This window comes from Pantoea sp. S18 (assembly GCF_045689705.1).
Lineage (GTDB): Bacteria > Pseudomonadota > Gammaproteobacteria > Enterobacterales > Enterobacteriaceae > Pantoea > Pantoea symbiotica.
Window position 1 is genome coordinate 453,937 of record NZ_CP142688.1, and the last position, 19,250, is coordinate 473,186.

General features: G+C 55.6%; 16 protein-coding genes and 1 pseudogene. 10 read left to right on the plus strand and 7 right to left on the minus strand.

The window, feature by feature from the left end:
* The first annotated feature begins 76 nt into the window (after positions 1-76).
* From VIJ98_RS01970 to VIJ98_RS01980, 3 genes are read left to right on the plus strand one after another with little or no spacing between them, the layout of a single operon-like run.
* The gene (locus VIJ98_RS01970; protein ID WP_154182552.1) at positions 77-1,498 is read left to right on the plus strand and encodes a sodium:solute symporter family protein; all 1,422 of its coding nucleotides are present in this window, start codon (positions 77-79) and stop codon (positions 1,496-1,498) included.
* A 1-nt stretch (position 1,499) separates the two neighbouring features.
* Positions 1,500-2,687, plus strand: coding sequence for an exo-alpha-sialidase (locus tag VIJ98_RS01975; RefSeq protein WP_323272015.1), 1,188 nt, complete (start codon positions 1,500-1,502; stop codon positions 2,685-2,687).
* Positions 2,684-3,367: an SDR family oxidoreductase gene (locus VIJ98_RS01980; protein WP_323272017.1), complete on the plus strand. Its 684-nt coding sequence runs from the start codon at positions 2,684-2,686 to the stop codon at positions 3,365-3,367. Before VIJ98_RS01975 ends, VIJ98_RS01980 begins: the two co-directional genes overlap by 4 nt.
* Before the next feature lie 47 nt (positions 3,368-3,414).
* Here VIJ98_RS01980 and VIJ98_RS01985 read toward each other — a convergent pair whose 3' ends face one another.
* Entirely contained in the window at positions 3,415-5,367 is a 1,953-nt protein-coding gene (locus VIJ98_RS01985; protein WP_323272019.1) for a sigma 54-interacting transcriptional regulator, read from the minus strand.
* Positions 5,368-5,564: 197 nt separating this feature from the next.
* On the opposite strand from VIJ98_RS01985, the gene VIJ98_RS01990 reads away from it, so the two are divergent.
* From VIJ98_RS01990 to VIJ98_RS02010, 5 genes are all read left to right on the plus strand, one after another.
* Positions 5,565-6,584 carry a Gfo/Idh/MocA family oxidoreductase gene (locus VIJ98_RS01990; RefSeq protein ID WP_154182562.1) on the plus strand — a complete coding sequence of 340 codons (1,020 nt, stop codon included), beginning with the start codon at positions 5,565-5,567 and terminating at the stop codon, positions 6,582-6,584.
* On the plus strand, positions 6,584-7,363 hold the full coding sequence (locus tag VIJ98_RS01995) for a TIM barrel protein (RefSeq protein WP_154154599.1): 780 nt from the start codon (positions 6,584-6,586) through the stop codon (positions 7,361-7,363). Before VIJ98_RS01990 ends, VIJ98_RS01995 begins: the two co-directional genes overlap by 1 nt.
* An 85-nt stretch (positions 7,364-7,448) precedes the next feature.
* On the plus strand, positions 7,449-8,363 hold the full coding sequence (locus VIJ98_RS02000) for a substrate-binding domain-containing protein (RefSeq protein WP_008105550.1): 915 nt from the start codon (positions 7,449-7,451) through the stop codon (positions 8,361-8,363).
* A gap of 198 nt (positions 8,364-8,561) precedes the next feature.
* The gene (locus VIJ98_RS02005) at positions 8,562-9,530 is read left to right on the plus strand and encodes a glycosyltransferase (RefSeq protein WP_323272021.1); all 969 of its coding nucleotides are present in this window, start codon (positions 8,562-8,564) and stop codon (positions 9,528-9,530) included.
* A complete protein-coding gene (locus VIJ98_RS02010; protein ID WP_323272023.1) occupies positions 9,531-10,778 on the plus strand; it encodes an O-antigen ligase family protein in 1,248 nt (415 codons plus the stop codon).
* A 44-nt stretch (positions 10,779-10,822) separates the two neighbouring features.
* On the opposite strand, the gene VIJ98_RS02015 is transcribed toward VIJ98_RS02010, so the two are convergent.
* Positions 10,823-11,752, minus strand: a complete 930-nt coding sequence (locus VIJ98_RS02015) for a glycosyltransferase family 2 protein (protein ID WP_323272025.1) — start codon at positions 11,750-11,752, stop codon at positions 10,823-10,825.
* A gap of 230 nt (positions 11,753-11,982) precedes the next feature.
* Here VIJ98_RS02015 and VIJ98_RS02020 point away from each other — a divergent pair.
* Positions 11,983-13,434, plus strand: a pseudogene (locus VIJ98_RS02020) (methyl-accepting chemotaxis protein).
* A 98-nt stretch (positions 13,435-13,532) separates the two neighbouring features.
* On the opposite strand, the gene VIJ98_RS02025 reads toward VIJ98_RS02020, so the two are convergent.
* From VIJ98_RS02025 to VIJ98_RS02045, 5 genes are all read right to left on the minus strand, one after another.
* A complete protein-coding gene (locus tag VIJ98_RS02025; protein ID WP_179451863.1) occupies positions 13,533-13,823 on the minus strand; it encodes a DUF1330 domain-containing protein in 291 nt (96 codons plus the stop codon).
* Positions 13,823-14,704: a glutathione-dependent disulfide-bond oxidoreductase gene (gene yghU / locus VIJ98_RS02030; RefSeq protein WP_323272028.1), complete on the minus strand. Its 882-nt coding sequence runs from the start codon at positions 14,702-14,704 to the stop codon at positions 13,823-13,825. The genes VIJ98_RS02025 and yghU overlap by 1 nt, the downstream gene beginning before the upstream one ends.
* A gap of 101 nt (positions 14,705-14,805) precedes the next feature.
* Complete coding sequence (locus tag VIJ98_RS02035) at positions 14,806-15,825, minus strand: LacI family DNA-binding transcriptional regulator (RefSeq protein ID WP_323272030.1); 1,020 nt, start codon at positions 15,823-15,825, stop codon at positions 14,806-14,808.
* A gap of 79 nt (positions 15,826-15,904) precedes the next feature.
* Positions 15,905-16,786: a sugar phosphate isomerase/epimerase family protein gene (locus VIJ98_RS02040; RefSeq protein ID WP_007888450.1), complete on the minus strand. Its 882-nt coding sequence runs from the start codon at positions 16,784-16,786 to the stop codon at positions 15,905-15,907.
* Positions 16,787-16,802: 16 nt separating this feature from the next.
* Entirely contained in the window at positions 16,803-17,840 is a 1,038-nt protein-coding gene (locus tag VIJ98_RS02045; protein ID WP_323272033.1) for a Gfo/Idh/MocA family oxidoreductase, read from the minus strand.
* Positions 17,841-18,161: 321 nt separating this feature from the next.
* On the opposite strand from VIJ98_RS02045, the gene VIJ98_RS02050 reads away from it, so the two are divergent.
* Positions 18,162-19,190: a LacI family DNA-binding transcriptional regulator gene (locus VIJ98_RS02050; RefSeq protein WP_323272035.1), complete on the plus strand. Its 1,029-nt coding sequence runs from the start codon at positions 18,162-18,164 to the stop codon at positions 19,188-19,190.
* Positions 19,191-19,250: the final 60 nt, after the last annotated feature.

Below are 19,250 nucleotides of genomic sequence, written 5' to 3' on the forward strand. Positions count from 1 at the left end.
CAACATCGGCCACCTCATCAACGGAACGCGTGAAGCCCAGCGCGTTCCACGACCCTACGTTATCGATGAGGCTGAAATGAAACAATTCTCTACAGAAGGGATGGTGATTATCGTCGGGATTGTCATTGCGTACATCCTGTTCACCACCTGGCTCACCTGGCGCCTGCGCAGTAAAAACAGCGGTGACTTTATGGCCGGATCCAATGTGATGCCGGCTTTTGTGGTGGGCGTGATGCTGATGTCGGAATACATCGGCGCTAAATCCACCATCGGCACGGCTCAGGCGGCCTTCGAGGATGGCTTTGCCGCGTCATGGTCGGTGATTGGTGCCGCCATCGGTTTCCCGCTGTTTGGTTTTCTGCTGGTCAAACGCATCTACAACACCGGCAAAATCACCATCTCTGCGGCGATCGCTGAACGTTATGGCAACTCCACCAAAAACATCATCTCGCTGATCATGATCTATGCGCTGCTGCTGGTTAACGTCGGTAACTACGTTAGCGGTGCGGCGGCAATCTCCACGGTGCTCAACCTCGATCTCACCACCGCAGCGGTGATCACCGCGATCGTCAGTACGTTCTACTTTATGTTCGGCGGCATGAAAGGCATCGCCTGGGTCACGCTGCTGCACAGCGGACTGAAATATATCGGTATTCTGATCATTCTCGGCGTGGCGCTGCACATGACCGGCGGCGTCAGCCCGATGATCAAAGAGATGCCGCATTTCTACTGGACGTGGGATGGCAACGTCGGCGGCAGCACTATCTTCGCCTGGATGATTGGCACCATCGGCTCGATCTTCTGTACGCAGTTTGTGATTCAGGCGATTGCCTCAACCAAAAGTGCCGAGTCCGCCAAACGTGCGACCTGGGTGGCGTTCTTCTTCTGCATGCCGATTGCCATTGCCATCGCGCTGATTGGCGTGGCGGCGAAATACCTGCATCCCGATATCAAAAGTCTTTATGCGTTGCCGGTGTTTCTGCAGGACATGAGCCCGTGGCTGGCGGGGATTGTCACCACCTCATTAGTGGCGTCGATCTTTGTCAGTGTCAGCACCGTAGCGCTGGCGATTGCCTCGCTGGTGGTGAAAGATTTCTACGTGCCCTATCGCAATCCGACGCCGGAGCGCGAGTTCCGCATGACGCGCTGGCTGTCGCTGCTGATCGGTTTCCTGCCGCTGATTTTCGTGTTGTTCGTGCCGGAAGTGTTGAAGCTCTCATTCTTCACCCGCGCCATTCGTCTGTCGATTTCAGTGGTGGCGATCATCGCCTTCTATCTGCCGTTCTTTAAAAGCACGCGTGGCGCTAATGCCGGCCTGATTGGTGCCTGCGTCATGACCTCGGTGTGGTATCTGCTCGGCGATCCTTTTGGTATCAACAACATGTATGTGGCGCTGATTACGCCTGCGGTGATCATGGTGATTGACCGCCTGATCCCGTCAAGCCAAACCGATGAGAAAAAAGCCCCGAAATCTTCAATGCAAAACAGTGGAGCCTGAAATGAGTGATTTAATCCTTACCGTTGAACGCAGCGGTAACCTCTCTCCGCACACACAGGATGCGCAACAGCTCACGGCAATGCTGCCTTCGGTCTGCCCACAGAATCACGCGGCGAATCTGTTACCGCTGCCCAATGGCGACCTACTGTGCGTATGGTTTGGTGGCACGCAGGAAGGGATCGCCGACATTTCTGTGTGGTGCTCGCGGCTGGAAAACGGCAGCACGCAGTGGAGCGAGGCGCAAAAGCTGTCGGACGATCCCACGCGATCCGAGCAGAATCCGGTGCTGTTCCTCGATCCCGAACAGGTGCTTTGGCTGCTGTGGACGGCGCAGAAATCCGGCAATCAGGACACCGCGATTGTGCGCTACCGTCAGTCACGTGATTTCGGCCGCAGCTGGGGCGCCATCGACACCTTGCTCGATCAGCCCGGCACCTTTATTCGCCAGCCGATTGTGGTGCTGCCAAACGGTAACTGGCTGCTGCCGGTGTTTTATTGCCGAACGCAGCCAGGCGTGAAATGGGTGGGTAACGATGATATCAGCGCGGTGAAAATCTCCAGCGATAAAGGCCAAAGCTGGCGCGATGTGGCGGTGCCAGACAGCCTGGGCTGCGTGCATATGAACATTACGCTGCTGCAGGATGGCAGCTTGCTGGCGCTGTATCGTAGCCGTTGGGCCGATTTTATCTATCAAAGCCGTTCGACCGACGGCGGCGAAAGCTGGAGTGCGCCGCTGGCGACTGAACTGCCAAACAACAACTCGTCGATTCAGGTCACTACGCTGCGCAACGGCCATCTGGCGCTGGTGTTTAATGCCATGAGCGCCAAAGATGCCAGCGAGCGCCGTTTATCGCTGTATGACGAAATTGAAGATGAAGAGGATGACGGCGATGTGGCGGTGGCGGCCGAGCCGGTGGTGCACAGCGGACGCACCGCATTTTGGGGCGCACCCCGCGCGCCAATGACGTTGGCGATTTCCGCCGATGGCGGCAAAAGCTGGCCATGGCAGCGCAATCTCGACGAAGGCGATGGCTACTGCATGACCAATAATTCGCAGCAAAAGCTCAACCGCGAGTTCTCTTATCCAAGCATTAAGCAGAGTGACGATGGCGCGCTGCATGTGGCTTACACCTATTTTCGTCAGGCGATTAAATACGTGCGCGTCGATGAAAGCTGGGTGAAAGGATGAGCAGGCCGCGACACGCGCTGGTGACGGGCGTCAGCTCTGGCATTGGCGCGGCGATCGCTGACCATCTGTTGCAGCAAGGTTGGCAGGTGACCGGTTTTAGCCGCACACCGGTGCAGAAAGATCATTCGGCGTTCACCTCGGTTAGCGTGGATTTGCTGGATGCCAATCTGCTGAAGCAGGCGCTACTGGCGCTGCCCAAGGTGGATGCGCTGGTGCACGCCGCGGGCATGATGGCGGCTGCGCCGCTCGGTGAGCTGGATGAAGAGCAGAGCACGCGTTTGTGGTACTTGCACGTGCAGGTGGCGCAGATCATGGCGAATGCCTTGCAGCCGCAGATGGCGCAGGGCGATCGTATCTTGCTGATCGGCAGCCGCACGTCACGCGGCGCGGCGAATCGCAGCCAGTACGTGAGCACCAAAGCGGCAATGGTGGGCATGGCGCGCAGCTGGGCGGCGGAACTGGCACCCAAAGGCATCACGGTGAATGTGATTGCGCCGGGCGCGACGGAGACGCCCATGCTGCTGCAGCCCGGCCGCGCCAGTTCACCGCCAAAGCTGCCGCCGATGGGGCGCTATATCAGGCCAGAGGAAGTGGCGGCGCTGGCGGGATTTGTGCTGTCGCCGGCCGCTGATGCGATCACCGGGCAGGAGTTGGTGATCTGTGGTGGGGCGTCGTTGTAAGTTGTGCGGTTGAAAACCAGGTCGCCATGAATGGCGACCCTACATAATCAGCGTCGCAATTCTGCCACATCCACCTGCCACTGATTCAGCTTGTTATACAGCGCAGTGCGTGAAATCCCCAGCAGCTGCGCGGACTGGCGCAGGTTGCCTTTCTGCTCGCGCACCACCTGCATCACATGCTGGCGCTCATTCTCCTGCAGCGAGCTCAATTCGCTGGCGACAGGCGCGTTACGCTGCACCATCTCTTCCGGCAGATCGTGGCGATCAATCTCCAGCCCTTCACACAAATTCACCATGCGCTCGACCAGATTCTCCAGCTCGCGCACGTTGCCGGGCCAGTGCCACGCCTGTAAACAGCTCATTGCCTCGGCGGAGAGCTGCGGTGCGATGCGCTTTAATCGGGTGCAGAGCGCCTGAATAAAGGTATTCACCAGGCCGGGAATATCCTCCTGACGCTCGCGCAGCGGCGGAATCTCTAGCGAAATTACATTCAGGCGATAGTAGAGATCGCGGCGGAACGCGCCTTTCTCCACCGCATCCAGCAGATTGCAGTGGGTGGCGGCGATGATACGCACGTTAACCTTGATGGGATGCGCCGCGCCGATTCTCACCACTTCGCCTTCCTGCAGCACGCGCAGCAGGCTGGTTTGCGCCTCGAGTGGCATCTCGCCAATCTCATCGAGGAACAAGGTGCCGCCATCCGCCAGCTCAAATTTGCCCGCTGAGCCGCCGCGCCGCGATCCGGTAAAAGCACCATCGACATAGCCAAACAGTTCGCTCTGCACCAAATCACGCGGCAGCGCGCCACAGTTGAGCGCGATAAAGGCTTCCTGCTGGCGCGGGCTGGCGTTGTGAATCGCCTGCGCGAACAGCTCTTTACCGGTGCCGCTTTCGCCGGTTAATAGCACGGTGCTGTCAGAGCGGCTGCTGGCGCGCGCTTTCTGAATCGCTTGCAGCACGCGCGGTGCGTGCCCGCGAATCATCTCAAAGGTGTAGCTGGCGCCCACGCCCATCACACGGCGCGTAATGGCGCGGATACGCTGGTTTTCGCGCAGCGACAGCACGCGGCCGCCGTCGGGCGCGGGCATCAGCGAAATCAGGCAGGAAAGGGGATTCACGCCATCTGGCATAAATTGCAGTTCACGGTCATTGCAGAACGGCATGGTGAGCAGCGATCCGCCTTGTGGTTGCAGCAGCACGTCGATCGGCCCGGCGTTGGGATCGAGGCCGCTAAAGATCTGGCGGGCATAGCGATTCAGCGTTTTGATGCGGCCGTGGCGATCGCAGACGATCACGCCTTCGTTCAGGGTTTCGAGGATCGACTGCTGCTCGGCCAGCAAACGGCGCAGCATCAATTGCTGACCGACCGCTTCCGCTGCCGCCTGCACCGTGCCGAGCGTGTGCGCATTGAAGTTGTCGGGCGTGGCGGTCAACGTGAGTACGCCCAGCAACTGGCCGCTGGCATCACGCACCGGCGCGGCGGCGCATTGGCGATGGCGTTTGCGCAGATCCAGCTTCCAGTTCTCGCCGCTCAATACATACACCAGCCGCTGCTCAATCAGGCAGCGTGCGGTGCAGTTGGTGCCGAGCACCTCTTCGCGCAGGATGCTGCCGACCGGCGTCAGATCCGCGCCGCAGAAATGCAGCGTCACGCCTTGCGCATCGGTCAGGTTGATGTGGCCATCCGGGTTATACGCCAGCAGGTTTTCCATGATGCTGCGCGCCGCGAGGATCAACTCGGCGTTGTGCTCAAGGATCGCCGCCAGTTCCGCTGCGGGCGGCGAGACATAGGCGAAGGTGGCGGGATCGATCGCGCTCTGCTGCGATCGCTGCCACGACTGCAAAATACTGTGCCGCATCCAGCCGGGCTGTTCGCCGCGTTCGAAGCTGTGCCAGCCCTGCCACAACAACGTATCCCATTCACCCACCTCGGCGCTGTCCGGCAAGCTGAAGATCGGATCGCTTTCATCTTTAAACGGCAAACGCTCACTGGCACGCATGTAACACTCCTGACCAAGATGGAATGTCCATTTTATTGACATGTGAAGTTGACATGTAAATTTTGTTGCCAGATTGTGAGCTATATCTGTGTTATGCCTCACATAAAGCGGCGGATTGCAGTTGGCATCGCCTTTGCACTACAGATTGCACATCCCTACGCTCGAATGAGCACATCCAAAACAAAAAGGAATAGGTCATGACATTTCATCTTAAGCCAGTACGCGTCGGCCTGATTGGCGCCGGACGCATGGGCAGCTTCCACGCGGAAAACCTGGCCTGGCGCGTGCCGGGAGCGATCCTGGCGGCGGTGGCCGATCCGCAACCGGGCGCGGCCGAAGCGCTGACCAACAAGCTGGGCGTCGCCAAAGCCTACAGCGATCTGCATGCGCTGCTACAGGATCCTGAGATTGAGGCGGTGGCAATTGCCGCGCCGGCGCGTACGCACGCCGAATGGGTGATCGCAGCCGCCAAGGCCGGCAAGCATGTGTTCTGCGAAAAGCCGATGGCGGTAACGCTGGATGAGGCGGATCGCGCGATTGCCGCCGCGAAAGCGGCTGGCGTAGTGTTGCAGGTCGGTTTTAACCGCCGCTTTGATTCAGGTTTTGCGGCGGCGATCGCTGCAGTGAAAGCGGGTGAGAATGGCACCACGCAGCTGAGCCGATCGCTGACGCGCGATCCCGGCCTGCACGATCCTTCGCGCATCCCGCAGTGGACGATCTTCCTCGAAACACTGATTCACGATTTCGATACGCTGCTGCACTTCAACCCTGGCGCGAAGCCGGTGGAAGTCTATGCGCTGGCCGATGCGCTGGTGCGCCCGGATTTCAAAGACAAAGGCTTGCTCGATACTTCGGTGGTCACCATACGCTTTGATAACGGCGCGATCGCCACCGCTGAAGCCAACTTCCAGGCGGTATACGGCTACGACGTGCGCGGCGAAGTGTTCGGCAGCAAAGGCATGTTGCAGGCGGGCCACATCAACGTTAACAACTGCGTGCGCTATCACCAGGATGGCATCGCGATTGAAACCTCACGCATGGATTCAGATCTGCTGCGCGAAGCCTATGTGGCGGAGATGGCAGAGTTTGCCCGCTGCATTCGCAGTGGCGAGACGCCGCGCGCTACCGGTGAAGATGCGCGTAACGCGCTGGAGATCGCGCTGGCCTGTATCGACTCGGTGCAGCAGCAGCAGCCGATCAAATTGGGAGGTCGCTAATGGCCGGTTATCAGCTGTCGGTATGTGCCGAAATGGTGTTTCTCGATCTGCCTTTTGTCGAGCGCGTGAAACGCATTCATGAACTGGGCTTTGGCGTCGAAATCTGGGGCTGGGCCAACAAAGATATCGATGCGCTGGCGGCAACCGGCGCGCGTTTCACCTCGATGACCGGCTACCTCAGCGGCAATCTGACCGACGATGACGAGATTCAGCAGCTGCTGCAAAGTGCCGAAGCATCGCTGGCGGTGGCCGAGCGGCTCAACTGTCCGGCGTTAAACCTGCACGGCACCGGGCTGGATGACAAAGGGTTGCCGGTCAAACCGGTTGAAGTGGTGACCGGTGCGATGTGGCTGAAAGCCGCCGATACGTTGCGCAAAGTGGCGCAGCTGGGCGAGCGCGCCGGACGCGTCTTCACGCTGGAGAACCTTAACTTGCCGGTTGATCATCCCGGCACGCCGTTTGCGCTGGCCGCCGACACGCTAGCGCTGGTGGAAGCGGTAAACAGCCCAGCGCTGAAGATGAATCTTGACCTGTATCACGCGCAGATCGGCGAAGGCAATTTGATCGAACTGATTCGCCGCTGTGGTTCGGCGATTGGTGAGATTCAGGTGGCCGATGTGCCGGGGCGTCAGCAGCCGGGTACCGGCGAGATTAACTATCGCGCCATCGCCCGCGCGCTGCACGATGTCGGCTATCAGGGCACCGTGGCGCTGGAAGGCTGGGCCAGCGGCGAAAGTGGCGCCGCGCTGCAGCAGTTCCGCGATCACTTCACGCTTTAATGGTTCCACCGCCGGGTATTTGCCTGTTGCACGGCGTTAACTCGATGAAATAAATAATAATATCTCAACCCTACAGGACTAACCCATGAACATCAGAAATGTGATGCTGTGCCTCTGCGCATTGCTGCTCAGCCTGAGCGCGAGCGCTAAAACCTTTACAGTCGGCGTAGCGCTGGCGAACTTCGATCTCAACTTCGTTTCGATTCTGCGCACCCAGATGCAGGAGGAACTGAAAGCTAATCAGCTCAACAGCCAGTTTGTCGATGCCAAAGGCGATGTGGCGCTGCAGGTGCAACAGGTGGATGATTTTGTGAATCAGGGCGTCGATGCCATCATCCTCAATCCGGTGGATACCCAAGGCGTATTGCCGATGATTACCGCAGCGAAAAACGCCGGCATTCCGCTGATCTTCGTCAACCGTAAACCGGAAGTGAAGCTGCCCACCGACATGGCGTATGTCGGTTCAGACTCGGCGTTGGGCGGCGAAATGCAGATGGAAGCGCTGGCGAAGAAGATGAACTACAAAGGTAACGTGGCGATTCTGATGGGCGCGCTGTCGAACGAAGAAGCGCGCGAACGCACCCGTGCGGTGGAAGCAGTGATCGCCAAATACAAAGATATGAAGGTGATTGAGAAGCAGAGCGCCAAATGGCAGCGCAACGAAGCGGTGGATGTGGTGTCGAGCTGGCTGCTGAATCAGCGTCCGATTGACGCTATCGCGGCGAATAATGATGAGATGGCGATTGGTGCCATCATGGCGCTCAACCAGGCGAAGAATGAGAAGATTTTGGTCGCCGGTATCGACGGCACGCCGGATGGTCAGCAGTTCGTGAAGAACGGCAAAATGACGCTGACCATTTTCCAGGATGCAAAAGGGCAGGCGACCGGCGCGGTGCAGGTGACTAAAGCGCTGCTGGAGAAGCAGAAAGTGCAGGAGTTTAACTGGATTCCGTATCAAACCATTACGCCTGAGAACTACGCGCAGTTCGCCGCGAAATAACCTTTTTAGCTGACGAAAACTCTCCTGCTTGCAGGAGAGTTTTACGTTGGAAACCAGATTTATTCCCCCTCCACTTCGCTTTATTTGCCAAACCCTGACTGATAAACTCCGGCTGCAACCAGAATCGCTTCTGGTTAATAATTGCTCAGGCACGATGCATTGACAGAACGCACGCGTTCACCCGGAGAAAAGTGCAGGATGGATAAAGACATTCTCAAGACCATTAATTCTCAGCACCTTTTCCCCGCGCAAAGCGACCGGCATATCTTTTTTGGTGTTGATGGTAAATTCATCGCCCACTCGCTGATTACCATCATGTCGATAATCAAGCATGCCGATGATGCGCGTTATCACTTTCATCTTATCTCTTCGGAAATCTCCGCAATTGATACGGCGCGTCTGGAAAAAATATTCGTCGGACAGTCACATGGATTAACGCTGCATCATATTCAGGACAGTCTGTTTAGTGCTTTCCCCACTACAGAGCTGTTCACTCGCGCGACCTATTATCGTTTTCTCGCTCCGCTTATATTGCCTCATGCCGATAAACTGCTTTATCTCGATGCGGATATGGTTTGTCTGAATCCTCTCGACGAATTATGGCAAGTTGCCATGCCATCCGAAGTGATTGCTCTGGTTGTTGGTGAGATTGCAGCACTGCAAGCGCAGTTGGCTGAAAATGTTGGCCTGCGTGGAAAACGCTACTTTAATGCTGGCATGATGCTGATTGATGTTCAAAAGTGGAACCGAGAGCAGGTGAGTGAACGCGCTTTTAATTTGCTCAGCGAAAAGGGAAAACAGTTCCAGTATCTTGATCAGGATGCGTTAAATACGCTGCTTGAAGATCGTGTGATATTTACGGAAGCTCGCTTTAATACCATTAACATGCTCTCACACGATGATAACGGTTATACGCAGGATGTGCCGCATAATACCTGCTTATTGCATTACGCTGGTGCTGATAAACCCTGGCAACAGTGGAATCAACAGCACGTTGGCCATTACTATCGCGATCTTTATCAGATTTCACCGTTAGCCGATGTTCCTTTCGAAGCACCTAAAAACGCGCAGCAAGCGAAGAGAATGTATAAATATTTGTTCCGTAGCCATCAACGGTCGTCGGCACTCTATTGGCGCATTAAGTATTTTAAAATGAGGTATTTTTGAGTGCAGACTTTACGTTTAAAGCCGCTGCTAACCGAAAACAATGTTTATCAGCTTTGCTTTCTGTTGTTGACTATGGCGTTTGCGACCTCGTTAGTTATTCCGGCATACCCTAAGAAAACATTCTATCTGGTCGGTTATTTAACGCTGTTTTTTCTGCTTGCTCAGGGAATAAAAAGAAAATTCGTACTGGATAAGAGTGCTTTAATCGTCGCGATTCCCATTTTGCTGTTGGGCTTAGTCAGGGTGATTTGGTCGCGTATTTATGCCGATGCGTATTTCAGTGATGTGGTGGATAACTATTTTCAGGGCGGGAAGCTCTTCATTATCTCCGCTTTTGTCAGCTATTTTTTCATCGCATGGCGTCATTGTCTGTCGGAGAAAGTGTTGCGCATTAGCGTGTGCCTGTTGATTTTTGGTTTACTGCTGACGCTTGGCGCCGCTTTTTATGAGCACGCTCAGACACAGCAACGTATTAGATTACTCACAGATTCAGCAGGAACCGTTTCGTACCTGATCACGGCATTGGCTTTAACTGAACTGTTTATTGTCAATAAGGTGATCGTTCGCCGTCTCAATCAAATTCTGCTGTTCACGGCTATCTTTGTGGTGAATATGCTGCTGATGTTCCTCACTGAATCTCGTGCGGCGGTATTGGTGTTGCCTGTTTTATACCTGCTATGTTTCTATCTGGTTCATCGCTGGGCGGGAAAATATTCACTGGTGATTCTTGTGCTACTCATTGCTGGTGGCCTGTTCTTGATGCCAAGCTCTATTATGCATCGCCTGGACAACATCCAGAACGAGATCGACAGTTATCAGAAAAATAATGATACCTCGATTGGTGCACGTTTCTCGATCTGGAAAAGTGGCTATCACAGCGTCTCCTGGTCGCTGCTGGGGCAAAGTCCGGATGACAGAACGGATAAAGCACGCGCTTATATTAAAGCCAATGAACGTGCTAATCCTGAAGCCTATAAAAATGTCATGTATCACTTGCATGATGATTTATTAGAAACGCTTTCGCTGCAAGGGATCGCCGGTGCCGTCACCCTGGTTATTTTTTATGTTGGGTTGATTATGGTGGCTATACGGCGTCGGGCATTGGATGTCGCGCTGCTGCCTGTTTCCATTTTTATTTTCGGTTTAACTGATACCGTATGGATACAAAGTAGTTCGGTGTTTATTCTGATGGCATCGATTATTATGAGTTATGCGCTGATGCAGCGTAAACCCATAACTAATAAATAGACTTTGTAGGGTCGCCATTTATGGCGACCGCTTTCCTCAACGCCTCAAGCCATTCCCCGCAACTTCATCTTCAGAAACTTTTTCTTCAGGCTAAATCTGACTTTACTGTCCATCATAAATGAAGCGAAAGGCACGTTTTCTATCGCCTGCTTCACGACACCTTTTTCATGCTCATCACTGATTAACGGATAAAACTTATGTGCCAGATTGATCCAATGGCAAGCGAGCAGGTTGCGGTATTTTTCACCGAGCACATTATCCATCTGTTGCGTGGCTTTGATCAGCATCGATATTTTATTGGCATCCAGCGCGCTGGAGAGGCTTTGACCCCGTTTAAAATAAAGATAAGGCCCATATTTTGCTAAAGAGATCTTTTCACTGGCTTTCAGGATAGAAGGAAATAAATACGCATCTTCATAGCAGGTGAAATCGGGAAAGTGATTATTGGCAAACAGCGATCGTCTAATAAACTGGCCGATAAAATGCGCCTGAATATCGCGATGGATAAGGAATTTTTCAATCACCTGATGCTGCGACAAGGCAGTAACCTGCAAATCGTTCCACTTTAGCGGCTGCGGCTTACTTTCATAAACTTCATTCAGCGGCGCCAGCAGAATATCGGGTTGCTGGGCCTGTAAAAAAGGCACGATGCCAGCAAAGGCGTGCGGCAGAAGCTGATCGTCACCATCCAACATAGTGACATAGTGGCCGCTGCATTTGCTGACGCCAAAATTTCTCACTTTGCCGATGTTGCGGAACATCACGTCAAAGATTTTCACCTGGCTGAATGAAGCGGCAAAGGTATGCAGCAACTCACCGGTATTGTCCGTGGATGAGTCGTTCACCAAAATAATCTCGACAGCATCCTCAACGCCCGTGCAGGCCTCTTTAAGGCTGTTTAATGTCTCGGCAATATACTTTTCGCAATTATGAGCCGTGACCAGGACGCTGAGCGTGCAGGGTGAATCCATCATTAGCCTCTATCCGTTAACAGCCTGTGTGGCGAACAAGTCTATCGTTTTCTGTGCTGAAGGGAATGAAATTGTGTTGCACGACTTCGGTGATCCTTTTCACAATTCCACACATCATTAATTACCGTAACTAAACTTTCGCGCCGCTCCGCCGATGTTTTTACCACTGAGTCCGTGCGCTTTGCCCCACGATTTTGGGGCTCTACGATCAACTTCTGGTGTGGAAAAATGTCATGATCGCAACGCCCTTGTCAGGCCCGGCGGCTTCGCCGGTGGAGATGGTTTCGCTCAAACGTATCGCCCAGCGCGCGGATAGCCTGGCGGTGATCCTCAGTTGGGCGCTGTTGCCGATTGCACTTGGCGTTGGCTGGCTCAATGACAGCGTGCTGGTGGCGTTGATTGCTGGCCTGGTGCTGGCGCTGCTGGCGACGTTTTTCGGCACCGCACTGCGCGGTACGCTCACTTCACGGCTGGTGTTATCCACGTTGTTAATCGGCTGGGCGGGCTTGCTGATTCAGGTAGGCGGCGGCGAAACCGAATACCACTTCTCGGTGTTTGTGCTGATGTCGGCGCTGCTGGCATGGCGCGATGTGCGCCCGTTATTGATGGGCGCTGCTGCTGCGGCCACGCATCATGTGTTATTCAATTATCTGCAGGAAAATGATCTCTTCGGCGTGGTGGTGTTCCATCATCCGGGCTGGGACATGGTGTTGTTCCACGCGCTGTTTGTGGTGGTGCAAACCGCGATGCTGCTGGTGATTGCGCGCCAGATGGCTGCGGATGCGCGCTCCGCCAGCGAAGTGGCGCAACTGGCGGCCCACATCAATCAGCAAGCCGGTTATCTCACGCTGAGTGCCGATACCCAGCAGAGTGAAACGCCGTTTGCGCGCACCTTCAGTACTACGCTTGGCACCATGCACGGCACCTTGCATTAGGTTAGCGACGGCGTAGGCCTGTTGCTGGCGGAGTCTGATAGCATTCTTGAACGCAACGCCGCGCTCTCAACGCGTACCGATGAACAGGCGCAGGCCCTGGAAGTGGCGGCCAGCGCGATGACAGAAATCAGCATCGCCGCCAGCTTAACCCGCGATAAAGCGCAGAGCGCACGCGAGCTGGCGAGTGAAACCCGCGCGGTGGCGACGCGCGGCGAAGAGAATATTCAGTCGGCGATTCGTTCGATGGAGAAAATCAGCGAAGAGTCGCGAAGGGTGAAGATCATTCTGGAGCTGATCGACGGCATTGCGTTTCAGACCAACATTCTGTCGCTGAACGCCTCGGTAGAAGCGGCGCGCGCCGGTAATCAGGGACGCGGTTTCGCCGTGGTCGCCAGCGAAGTGCGTAATCTGGCGATGCGCAGCGAAAGTGCGGCGCGCGAAATCCGTCAGCTGATGGATGCCAGTTCAACCAGCACCGAGCACGGCACCGTGCAGGTGGAGCATGCGGCACAAACCATGCGCGAGATTCATAGCAGTATTAGTGGGTTATCGCAGCTGGTGACGGAACTGTCGGAGATGAGTGAGCAGCAGAATTTGAGCATTGAGCAGATTCAGCAGAGCATCAATAGCATCGATCACAGCGTGCATCATAACGTGCAGCACGTGGCGGAAACGCTGCAGGTGGCGCAGCAACAGCAGCAGCAGGCCAATGCGTTGAAGCAGGCGATTTCGTTGTTTAAGTTGGGGTAAGTGCGACCATTAAGAAGGTCGCCATGAATGGCGACCCTACGTCGGAATTTGTAGGGTCGCCATTTATGGCGACCTGGTTAATCACCGCGCGGACTCGCTTATGCTACGCCATTCACCAGCAGCACGCGGTACTTCGCGCCTTTCAGGCGATGCGCTTTGGCTTCCTGATATGCCGGGCTGAAATACCAGCCTTTCGCCGCCTCAGCATCCGGGAACTCCAGCACCACCACGCCTTCCGCTTCCGGGCCTTCCAGCGTTTCCAGCGCGCCATAAAACGCCAGCGGGGTGATCGGGTGATCGCCGCGCGCCTGGCCGGCTTTCTCGGAGTACTTCGCCAGCTCGTCTTTGTCTAAGGTTTCGTCCTTAATAAACACCACATATGCAGCCATTACTTCTCTCCTCGCGCCTGGCGTTTGTCTTCAGTGTTGTTATCGAAATCGGCGGCATCATGGCGCTCCAGCAGCTGATCCTGCGGCTCGGCACCAAAGGCGCGATTCACTTTACGACCACGAATCACCGCCGGACGCTCGGCAATCTCTTTCGCCCAGCGCACCACATTTTTGTACGACTGCGCATCAAGGAATTCGCTGCCGCCATATTGGTTGTTCAGCACCAGATTGCCGTACCACGGCCAGGTAGCGATATCGGCGATGGTGTATTCATCACCGGCGAGGAAGCGATTATCGGCCAGCTGGCGATCCAGCACATCCAGCTGACGTTTGGCTTCCAGCGTGAAGCGGTTGATGGCGTACTCGATTTTTTCTGGCGCGTAGTGATAGAAGTGACCAAAGCCGCCGCCGAGGTACGGCGCAGAACCTTGCAGCCAGAACAGCCAGTTCAGGGTTTCGGTGCGACCCGCCAGTGAGGTTGGCAGGAAGTGGCCAAACTTCTCAGCCAGATAGAGCAGGATGTTGCCGGATTCAAACACGCGCTGCGGTGGCGTGACGGAATGGTCGCTCAGCGCCGGGATTTTCGAGTTAGGGTTTACATCGACAAATCCGCTGGAGAACTGATCGCCATCGCCGATACGGATCAGCCAGGCATCGTACTCAGCGTCTTTGGCACCGACCGCCAGCAACTCTTCCAGCAGGATAGTAATTTTCTGGCCGTTTGGCGTGCCGAGCGAATAAAGCTGCAGCGGATGTTTGCCGACCGGCAGGACTTTCTCGTGCGTCGGCCCGGCGGTTGGACGGTTGGTTTTCGCGCCGTTACCTTTGGCTTCCGGGTCCCAGGTCCAGACTTTCGCGGGCTGATACTGATGTTCCGACATAGTGGTTTCGCCTTGTTGTGTTTGTATTTTTGCTGCTACTGAGTGTAGCAGCGCGTGATACAGGCGATTTAACCGCGCTGGCGGTGCGACGCAAAGTCCGATTATGTAAAGTTCTCTTGCGTAAACAGCATAAAGTCCACTTTACCAGGCTGATAGGTATCGGGAATCTCGCCCTCTTCCAGATGCCGCAGCATCAGCGTTAAGGCGAGCTGGGCATGGCGCAGGGTGTTTTGATCGAGGGTTAAGGTCAGCACGCGATCCTGCAACAGCCGACGTGTGGTGCTGTACAACTCGTGCGTGACGTACAGCACTTTGCCGTCGAGCCGATGCCGCGCCAGCGCTTCGTGCACCTGGGTGTTGCCAATGCCGGTGTTATACAACCCGACGATCGGTGTGGGTGCGGCCAGCGTTTTTTCTAACAGGCGGCTGATGCGTTCGCGTTCATCCTGACCGGCAAGAATCTCGCGCAGGCGCAGCTGCGGAAAGCGTTCGGCCAGCACCGCCTGAAAACCCTCAATGCGCAGGCGATGCGCTGCGTAATCGGCGCGTCCGCTCATCAACACCACTTCACCCGGCTGCGACAGCATGCTGCCGAGCATCAAACCGGCGGTGCGTCCGGCTTTGTATTGATCGATGCCGACGTGACACAGCCGCTCGGCATCGGGCAGATCGGCGACCAGGGTGATCACCGGCACGCCACGCGCTTTACAGGCGGCGAGCGCATCGTAGATCAGCGGGTTTTCATGGGCGAAGACGATCAGCGCGTCCATCTTTTTACTGCTGGCGGTGATGTGCGCGGCGAGTTTCTCTGGCGCGTTTTCCGGAATCAGCGTGCGATGCAGACGCAGGCGACGATAACCGAGTTCGTCGGCGAGTTTGGCAAAATCTTGCGCTAGTTGCTGGAAGAAGAAGGAGGCGTTACCGCTGAGCAGCACTTCGATCTGCCACGGATGGCGATGCTCTTCGGGCAGAATGCGTTTCAAACCGGCGTCACGCGCTGCCTGCAGGATTTTTTTGCTCATGGCGGGTGATACGCCGCCGCGATCGTTGAGTACCCGGTCAACCGTGGCGACACCAACGCCCAGTTGTTTTGCCAGCTCGGCCAGCGTCACTGCTTTCATGTTGCATGCATTCCATCAGAGCGGGCCCTCATCCTAACCTTCTCCCGCCAGCGGGAGAAGGGACCGATCGAGCACTTAACTAACCCAACAGCTCACGCTCAATCAGCTCACGGGTTTCCACCGCCTGATACTTCATCTTTTCCGGATAGCCAAACAGCGCCGCCGAGATAATCGACTCGCCGCCGACCTTAAAGGTACGGTTGGCGAAATTCATTTCGCGCAGCGCTTCAAACAGCGCATCGAAATTCACTTCGCCTTCACCGACCGCCACGTGCTGGTGGATGGTGGCATCCACGCCTGGCGGGTTGACGATATAGCGGCAGTGTTTGGTGTGGTTCATGGTATCGGCGATCAGCATATGCGACAGATCGTCGCCCGCGTAATGCAGCATGTTCTTCACATCGCCCACGCCTTTGTCGTAATAGAAGGTGTGCGGTGCGCTGTAGATGTACTTCACGTTTTCGCTGCGGAACGACTTAACAATGTCAGCGGTTTCGTTGCTCTGCTCGCAGAAATCCCACGGATGCGCCTGAATTTCAACGCGGATGCCTTCACGTTCGATGATCGGCAGCAGCTCTTCCATTGAGCGATAGAACATCTCTTCACAAATTTCCGGCTCGTTGGGATTACCCGACAGCTCGGTATTGATCACCTGCACGCCCATTTCGACGGCGATCTCGATCATGCGTTTCCAGTTCTTCACCGCCGCCTGACGACGCAGTTCATCCGGGCCAGACCAGCGATAAACGGTGATAAACGAGGAGATTTCCAGCCCGGTGGCATTCAGCGCATTCTTGTATTCGCGCATGATTTCACGGCTGGCTTTCGGATGTTTATAGAACGGGTTGATCTGCGGATGCGGCGACTGCTCGATGTACTTGTAGCCCCATTCTGCCACCTGATGCACCATGCGCGTGATGCCGAGATCCCTGATTACATCCACATCAAAAGCGATTTTCATTGTTTTCTCCTGAGCGTTAAGCGGTGCGCTCTTCATTAAAGACCACACCGATCTGCTGCCGCACTGCATCCATCGCGCTCAAGGTCGCCAGTGAGGTGGCAAGCGGACGCACAGGCGAGTCGGTCAGGCCCTGATGAATACACCAGGCGGTATGTTCGATTTCATGACTGAGCTGAATATAGCGATTAGCCGGTTCTTCCCAGCGCAGCGTGTGGCGGCCATCGCTGGAGGTCAGACGGAAGTTACCCGGCGCGTAAAACTGGCCGTCGAGATAAAGCGTGGCATCACGACCGGCGATTACGGCGGTGCCGGGCGTGTTGCTGAACAGCGTGGTATTCAGCACCGAATGCATGCCGTTGGCGTGGGTCAGCAGCATCGACGCCTGGCCGTTGACGCCACCCGGCGCGGGCTGGCCCACGGCGATAATGCTAGCGGGTGCACCGCCGACTAAAACACTCAATCCCAGCAGATAGCTGCCGAGATCCAGCATGGTGCCGCCTGCCAAGTCCGCATTGAAAATGCGGTGATCTTCGGTGAAGTACTCGCCATGATCGGCCAGCAGCGTATGAACGTCACCTAATGCGCCATCGGCTAACAGCTGGCGAATCACATCGTATTTTGGCGCAAAGTCGCACCACATCGCTTCAACGCACAAGCGCTGCTGCTGTTGTGCCGCCTGTTGCAGCTGCAAGGCTTGCTGCGCGTTGAGCGCCAGCGGTTTTTCAATCAGCACATGTTTGCCAGCCTGCAAGGTACGCAGACCGTCGCTGAAGTGATGATTATGCGGCGTGGCGATATACACCACATCGACATCGTTGCGGCTGAGCAATGCATCAATGCCTTCCACCGCATGCGGGATTTCCCATTTAGTGGCAAAGGCTTGCGCTTTATCGAGGCTGCGCGAAGAGACCGCCACCAGCTGCTGCTGCGTATGGTGGCGCAGCGCGTTGGCAAAGTGATCGGCAATCCAGCCGGGCCCGACAATGCCCCAGCGCAGCGCAGGAATTTGATGGGCAGGATGACGACGCGGGACAGGTAAAGTGGTAGGGAACATGGTATCTCCGTTTATTCGACCTTTTTAAGGCAGATCGCGTTAAATGTAGTAAGAGCCAACCGCAGTCTCTACTCTTTTTCTGATGCGAAACCATCAGCCTAAACCGCCTTTAATGCGCCAATAAATATCAAACATTTATTCTGAATGGTATGGAAATGAAATGGGTTGTTTCGTTTTTGCGAGGGCGATCAAAATACTGAGAGATTCTCTATCACTCGATGTCGTTCAATGATGATTTCTGCGTTTGAGGATTGGTGATTTATCGCGGGTTAGGGCATTATTTTTGATAATTTATTATCATTTTTAATCTGGAAATAGCGCATGAGTAAAATCACTATGACCGCGATTGCCGCCGCTGCCGGTGTTGGCGTGGCGACCGTCGATCGCGTATTAAACCGTCGTGCGCCGGTGCGCGCCGCGACGGAGCAGAAGGTGCTGGAAGCGGCCAATCGCCTCGGCTATCGCATCGGCAATGTGCCGCTGCTGAGCGGCATCGCGCCCGCCTCAAGCGTAACGCTGCGCATGGGCTTTATCCTGCTGTCAAAATCCTACTCGTTCTATCATTCCCTCACTGATGCGCTGCGTCAGCATACGCAGCCGTTTCATCCGGCAGGCAGCGAACCGCTGTTTACCTGGCACGACATCGATGATGTGGAAGCGGTGGTGGCCTCGCTGTATGCGCTGGCCGATCAGGTAGATGCCATTGGTTTAGTCGCGCTGGACCACCCGCTGATTCGCCATGCGATAGAAAACATATCGCGTCAGGGCGTGCGCGTTTATGCGCTGTTTTCCAACTTTTCGCCGTGCGGCCACGCCGGTTATGTCGGCCTGGATAATCAGAAAGCCGGGCGCACTGCTGCTTGGATTGCCACGCATCTGCTGCATCAGCCGGGCTCGGTCGGCGTGCTGGTGGGCGACCATCGCTTTATCTGTCAGGAGAGCAATGAGATCAGTTTCCGCTCCTATCTGCGCGAACAGGATAGCGCGCGGCGTGTGCTGGAGCCGCTGAAGACCAATGAATCGATAGATGGCGGCTACCGTTCCACGCGTCAGTTACTGGAAGAACATGCCGATTTGGCGCTGATCTTCGCGCCGTGCGGCGGCATTGAGGGCGTGATTCACGCGTTGCGCCAGCAGCCGCAGCGCAAGGTGGCGTTGATTTGTCATGGTCCGGTGAAAGAGGGCGAGCTGGCGCTGATTGATGGCACCATCACGGTGATGATCCGCAACCGCATCGACGAAATGGCCATGCGTTTGGCGCAGATGGTGCAGCAGCATCATGCGGAGCCAGGCGATCATTTCACCCAGATCATCCTGCCGTTCGATATCGTCACGCGTGAAAACCTGTAATACATTACAAAAAGGTCGCCATAAATGGCGACCCTACAAGGTTTGGAGCGGTTTTGTAGG

What these genes read in the sequence shown, in the direction of transcription:
- VIJ98_RS01970 (WP_154182552.1), top strand. Translation starts at nt 77, where the DNA reads ATGAAACAATTCTCTACAGAAGGGATGGTGATTATCGTCGGGATTGTC.
- VIJ98_RS01975 (WP_323272015.1), top strand. Translation starts at nt 1,500, where the DNA reads ATGAGTGATTTAATCCTTACCGTTGAACGCAGCGGTAACCTCTCTCCG.
- VIJ98_RS01980 (WP_323272017.1), top strand. Translation starts at nt 2,684, where the DNA reads ATGAGCAGGCCGCGACACGCGCTGGTGACGGGCGTCAGCTCTGGCATT.
- VIJ98_RS01985 (WP_323272019.1), bottom strand. Translation starts at nt 5,367, where the DNA reads ATGCGTGCCAGTGAGCGTTTGCCGTTTAAAGATGAAAGCGATCCGATC.
- VIJ98_RS01990 (WP_154182562.1), top strand. Translation starts at nt 5,565, where the DNA reads ATGACATTTCATCTTAAGCCAGTACGCGTCGGCCTGATTGGCGCCGGA.
- VIJ98_RS01995 (WP_154154599.1), top strand. Translation starts at nt 6,584, where the DNA reads ATGGCCGGTTATCAGCTGTCGGTATGTGCCGAAATGGTGTTTCTCGAT.
- VIJ98_RS02000 (WP_008105550.1), top strand. Translation starts at nt 7,449, where the DNA reads ATGAACATCAGAAATGTGATGCTGTGCCTCTGCGCATTGCTGCTCAGC.
- VIJ98_RS02005 (WP_323272021.1), top strand. Translation starts at nt 8,562, where the DNA reads ATGGATAAAGACATTCTCAAGACCATTAATTCTCAGCACCTTTTCCCC.
- VIJ98_RS02015 (WP_323272025.1), bottom strand. Translation starts at nt 11,752, where the DNA reads ATGATGGATTCACCCTGCACGCTCAGCGTCCTGGTCACGGCTCATAAT.
- VIJ98_RS02025 (WP_179451863.1), bottom strand. Translation starts at nt 13,823, where the DNA reads ATGGCTGCATATGTGGTGTTTATTAAGGACGAAACCTTAGACAAAGAC.
- yghU (WP_323272028.1), bottom strand. Translation starts at nt 14,704, where the DNA reads ATGTCGGAACATCAGTATCAGCCCGCGAAAGTCTGGACCTGGGACCCG.
- VIJ98_RS02035 (WP_323272030.1), bottom strand. Translation starts at nt 15,825, where the DNA reads ATGAAAGCAGTGACGCTGGCCGAGCTGGCAAAACAACTGGGCGTTGGT.
- VIJ98_RS02040 (WP_007888450.1), bottom strand. Translation starts at nt 16,786, where the DNA reads ATGAAAATCGCTTTTGATGTGGATGTAATCAGGGATCTCGGCATCACG.
- VIJ98_RS02045 (WP_323272033.1), bottom strand. Translation starts at nt 17,840, where the DNA reads ATGTTCCCTACCACTTTACCTGTCCCGCGTCGTCATCCTGCCCATCAA.
- VIJ98_RS02050 (WP_323272035.1), top strand. Translation starts at nt 18,162, where the DNA reads ATGAGTAAAATCACTATGACCGCGATTGCCGCCGCTGCCGGTGTTGGC.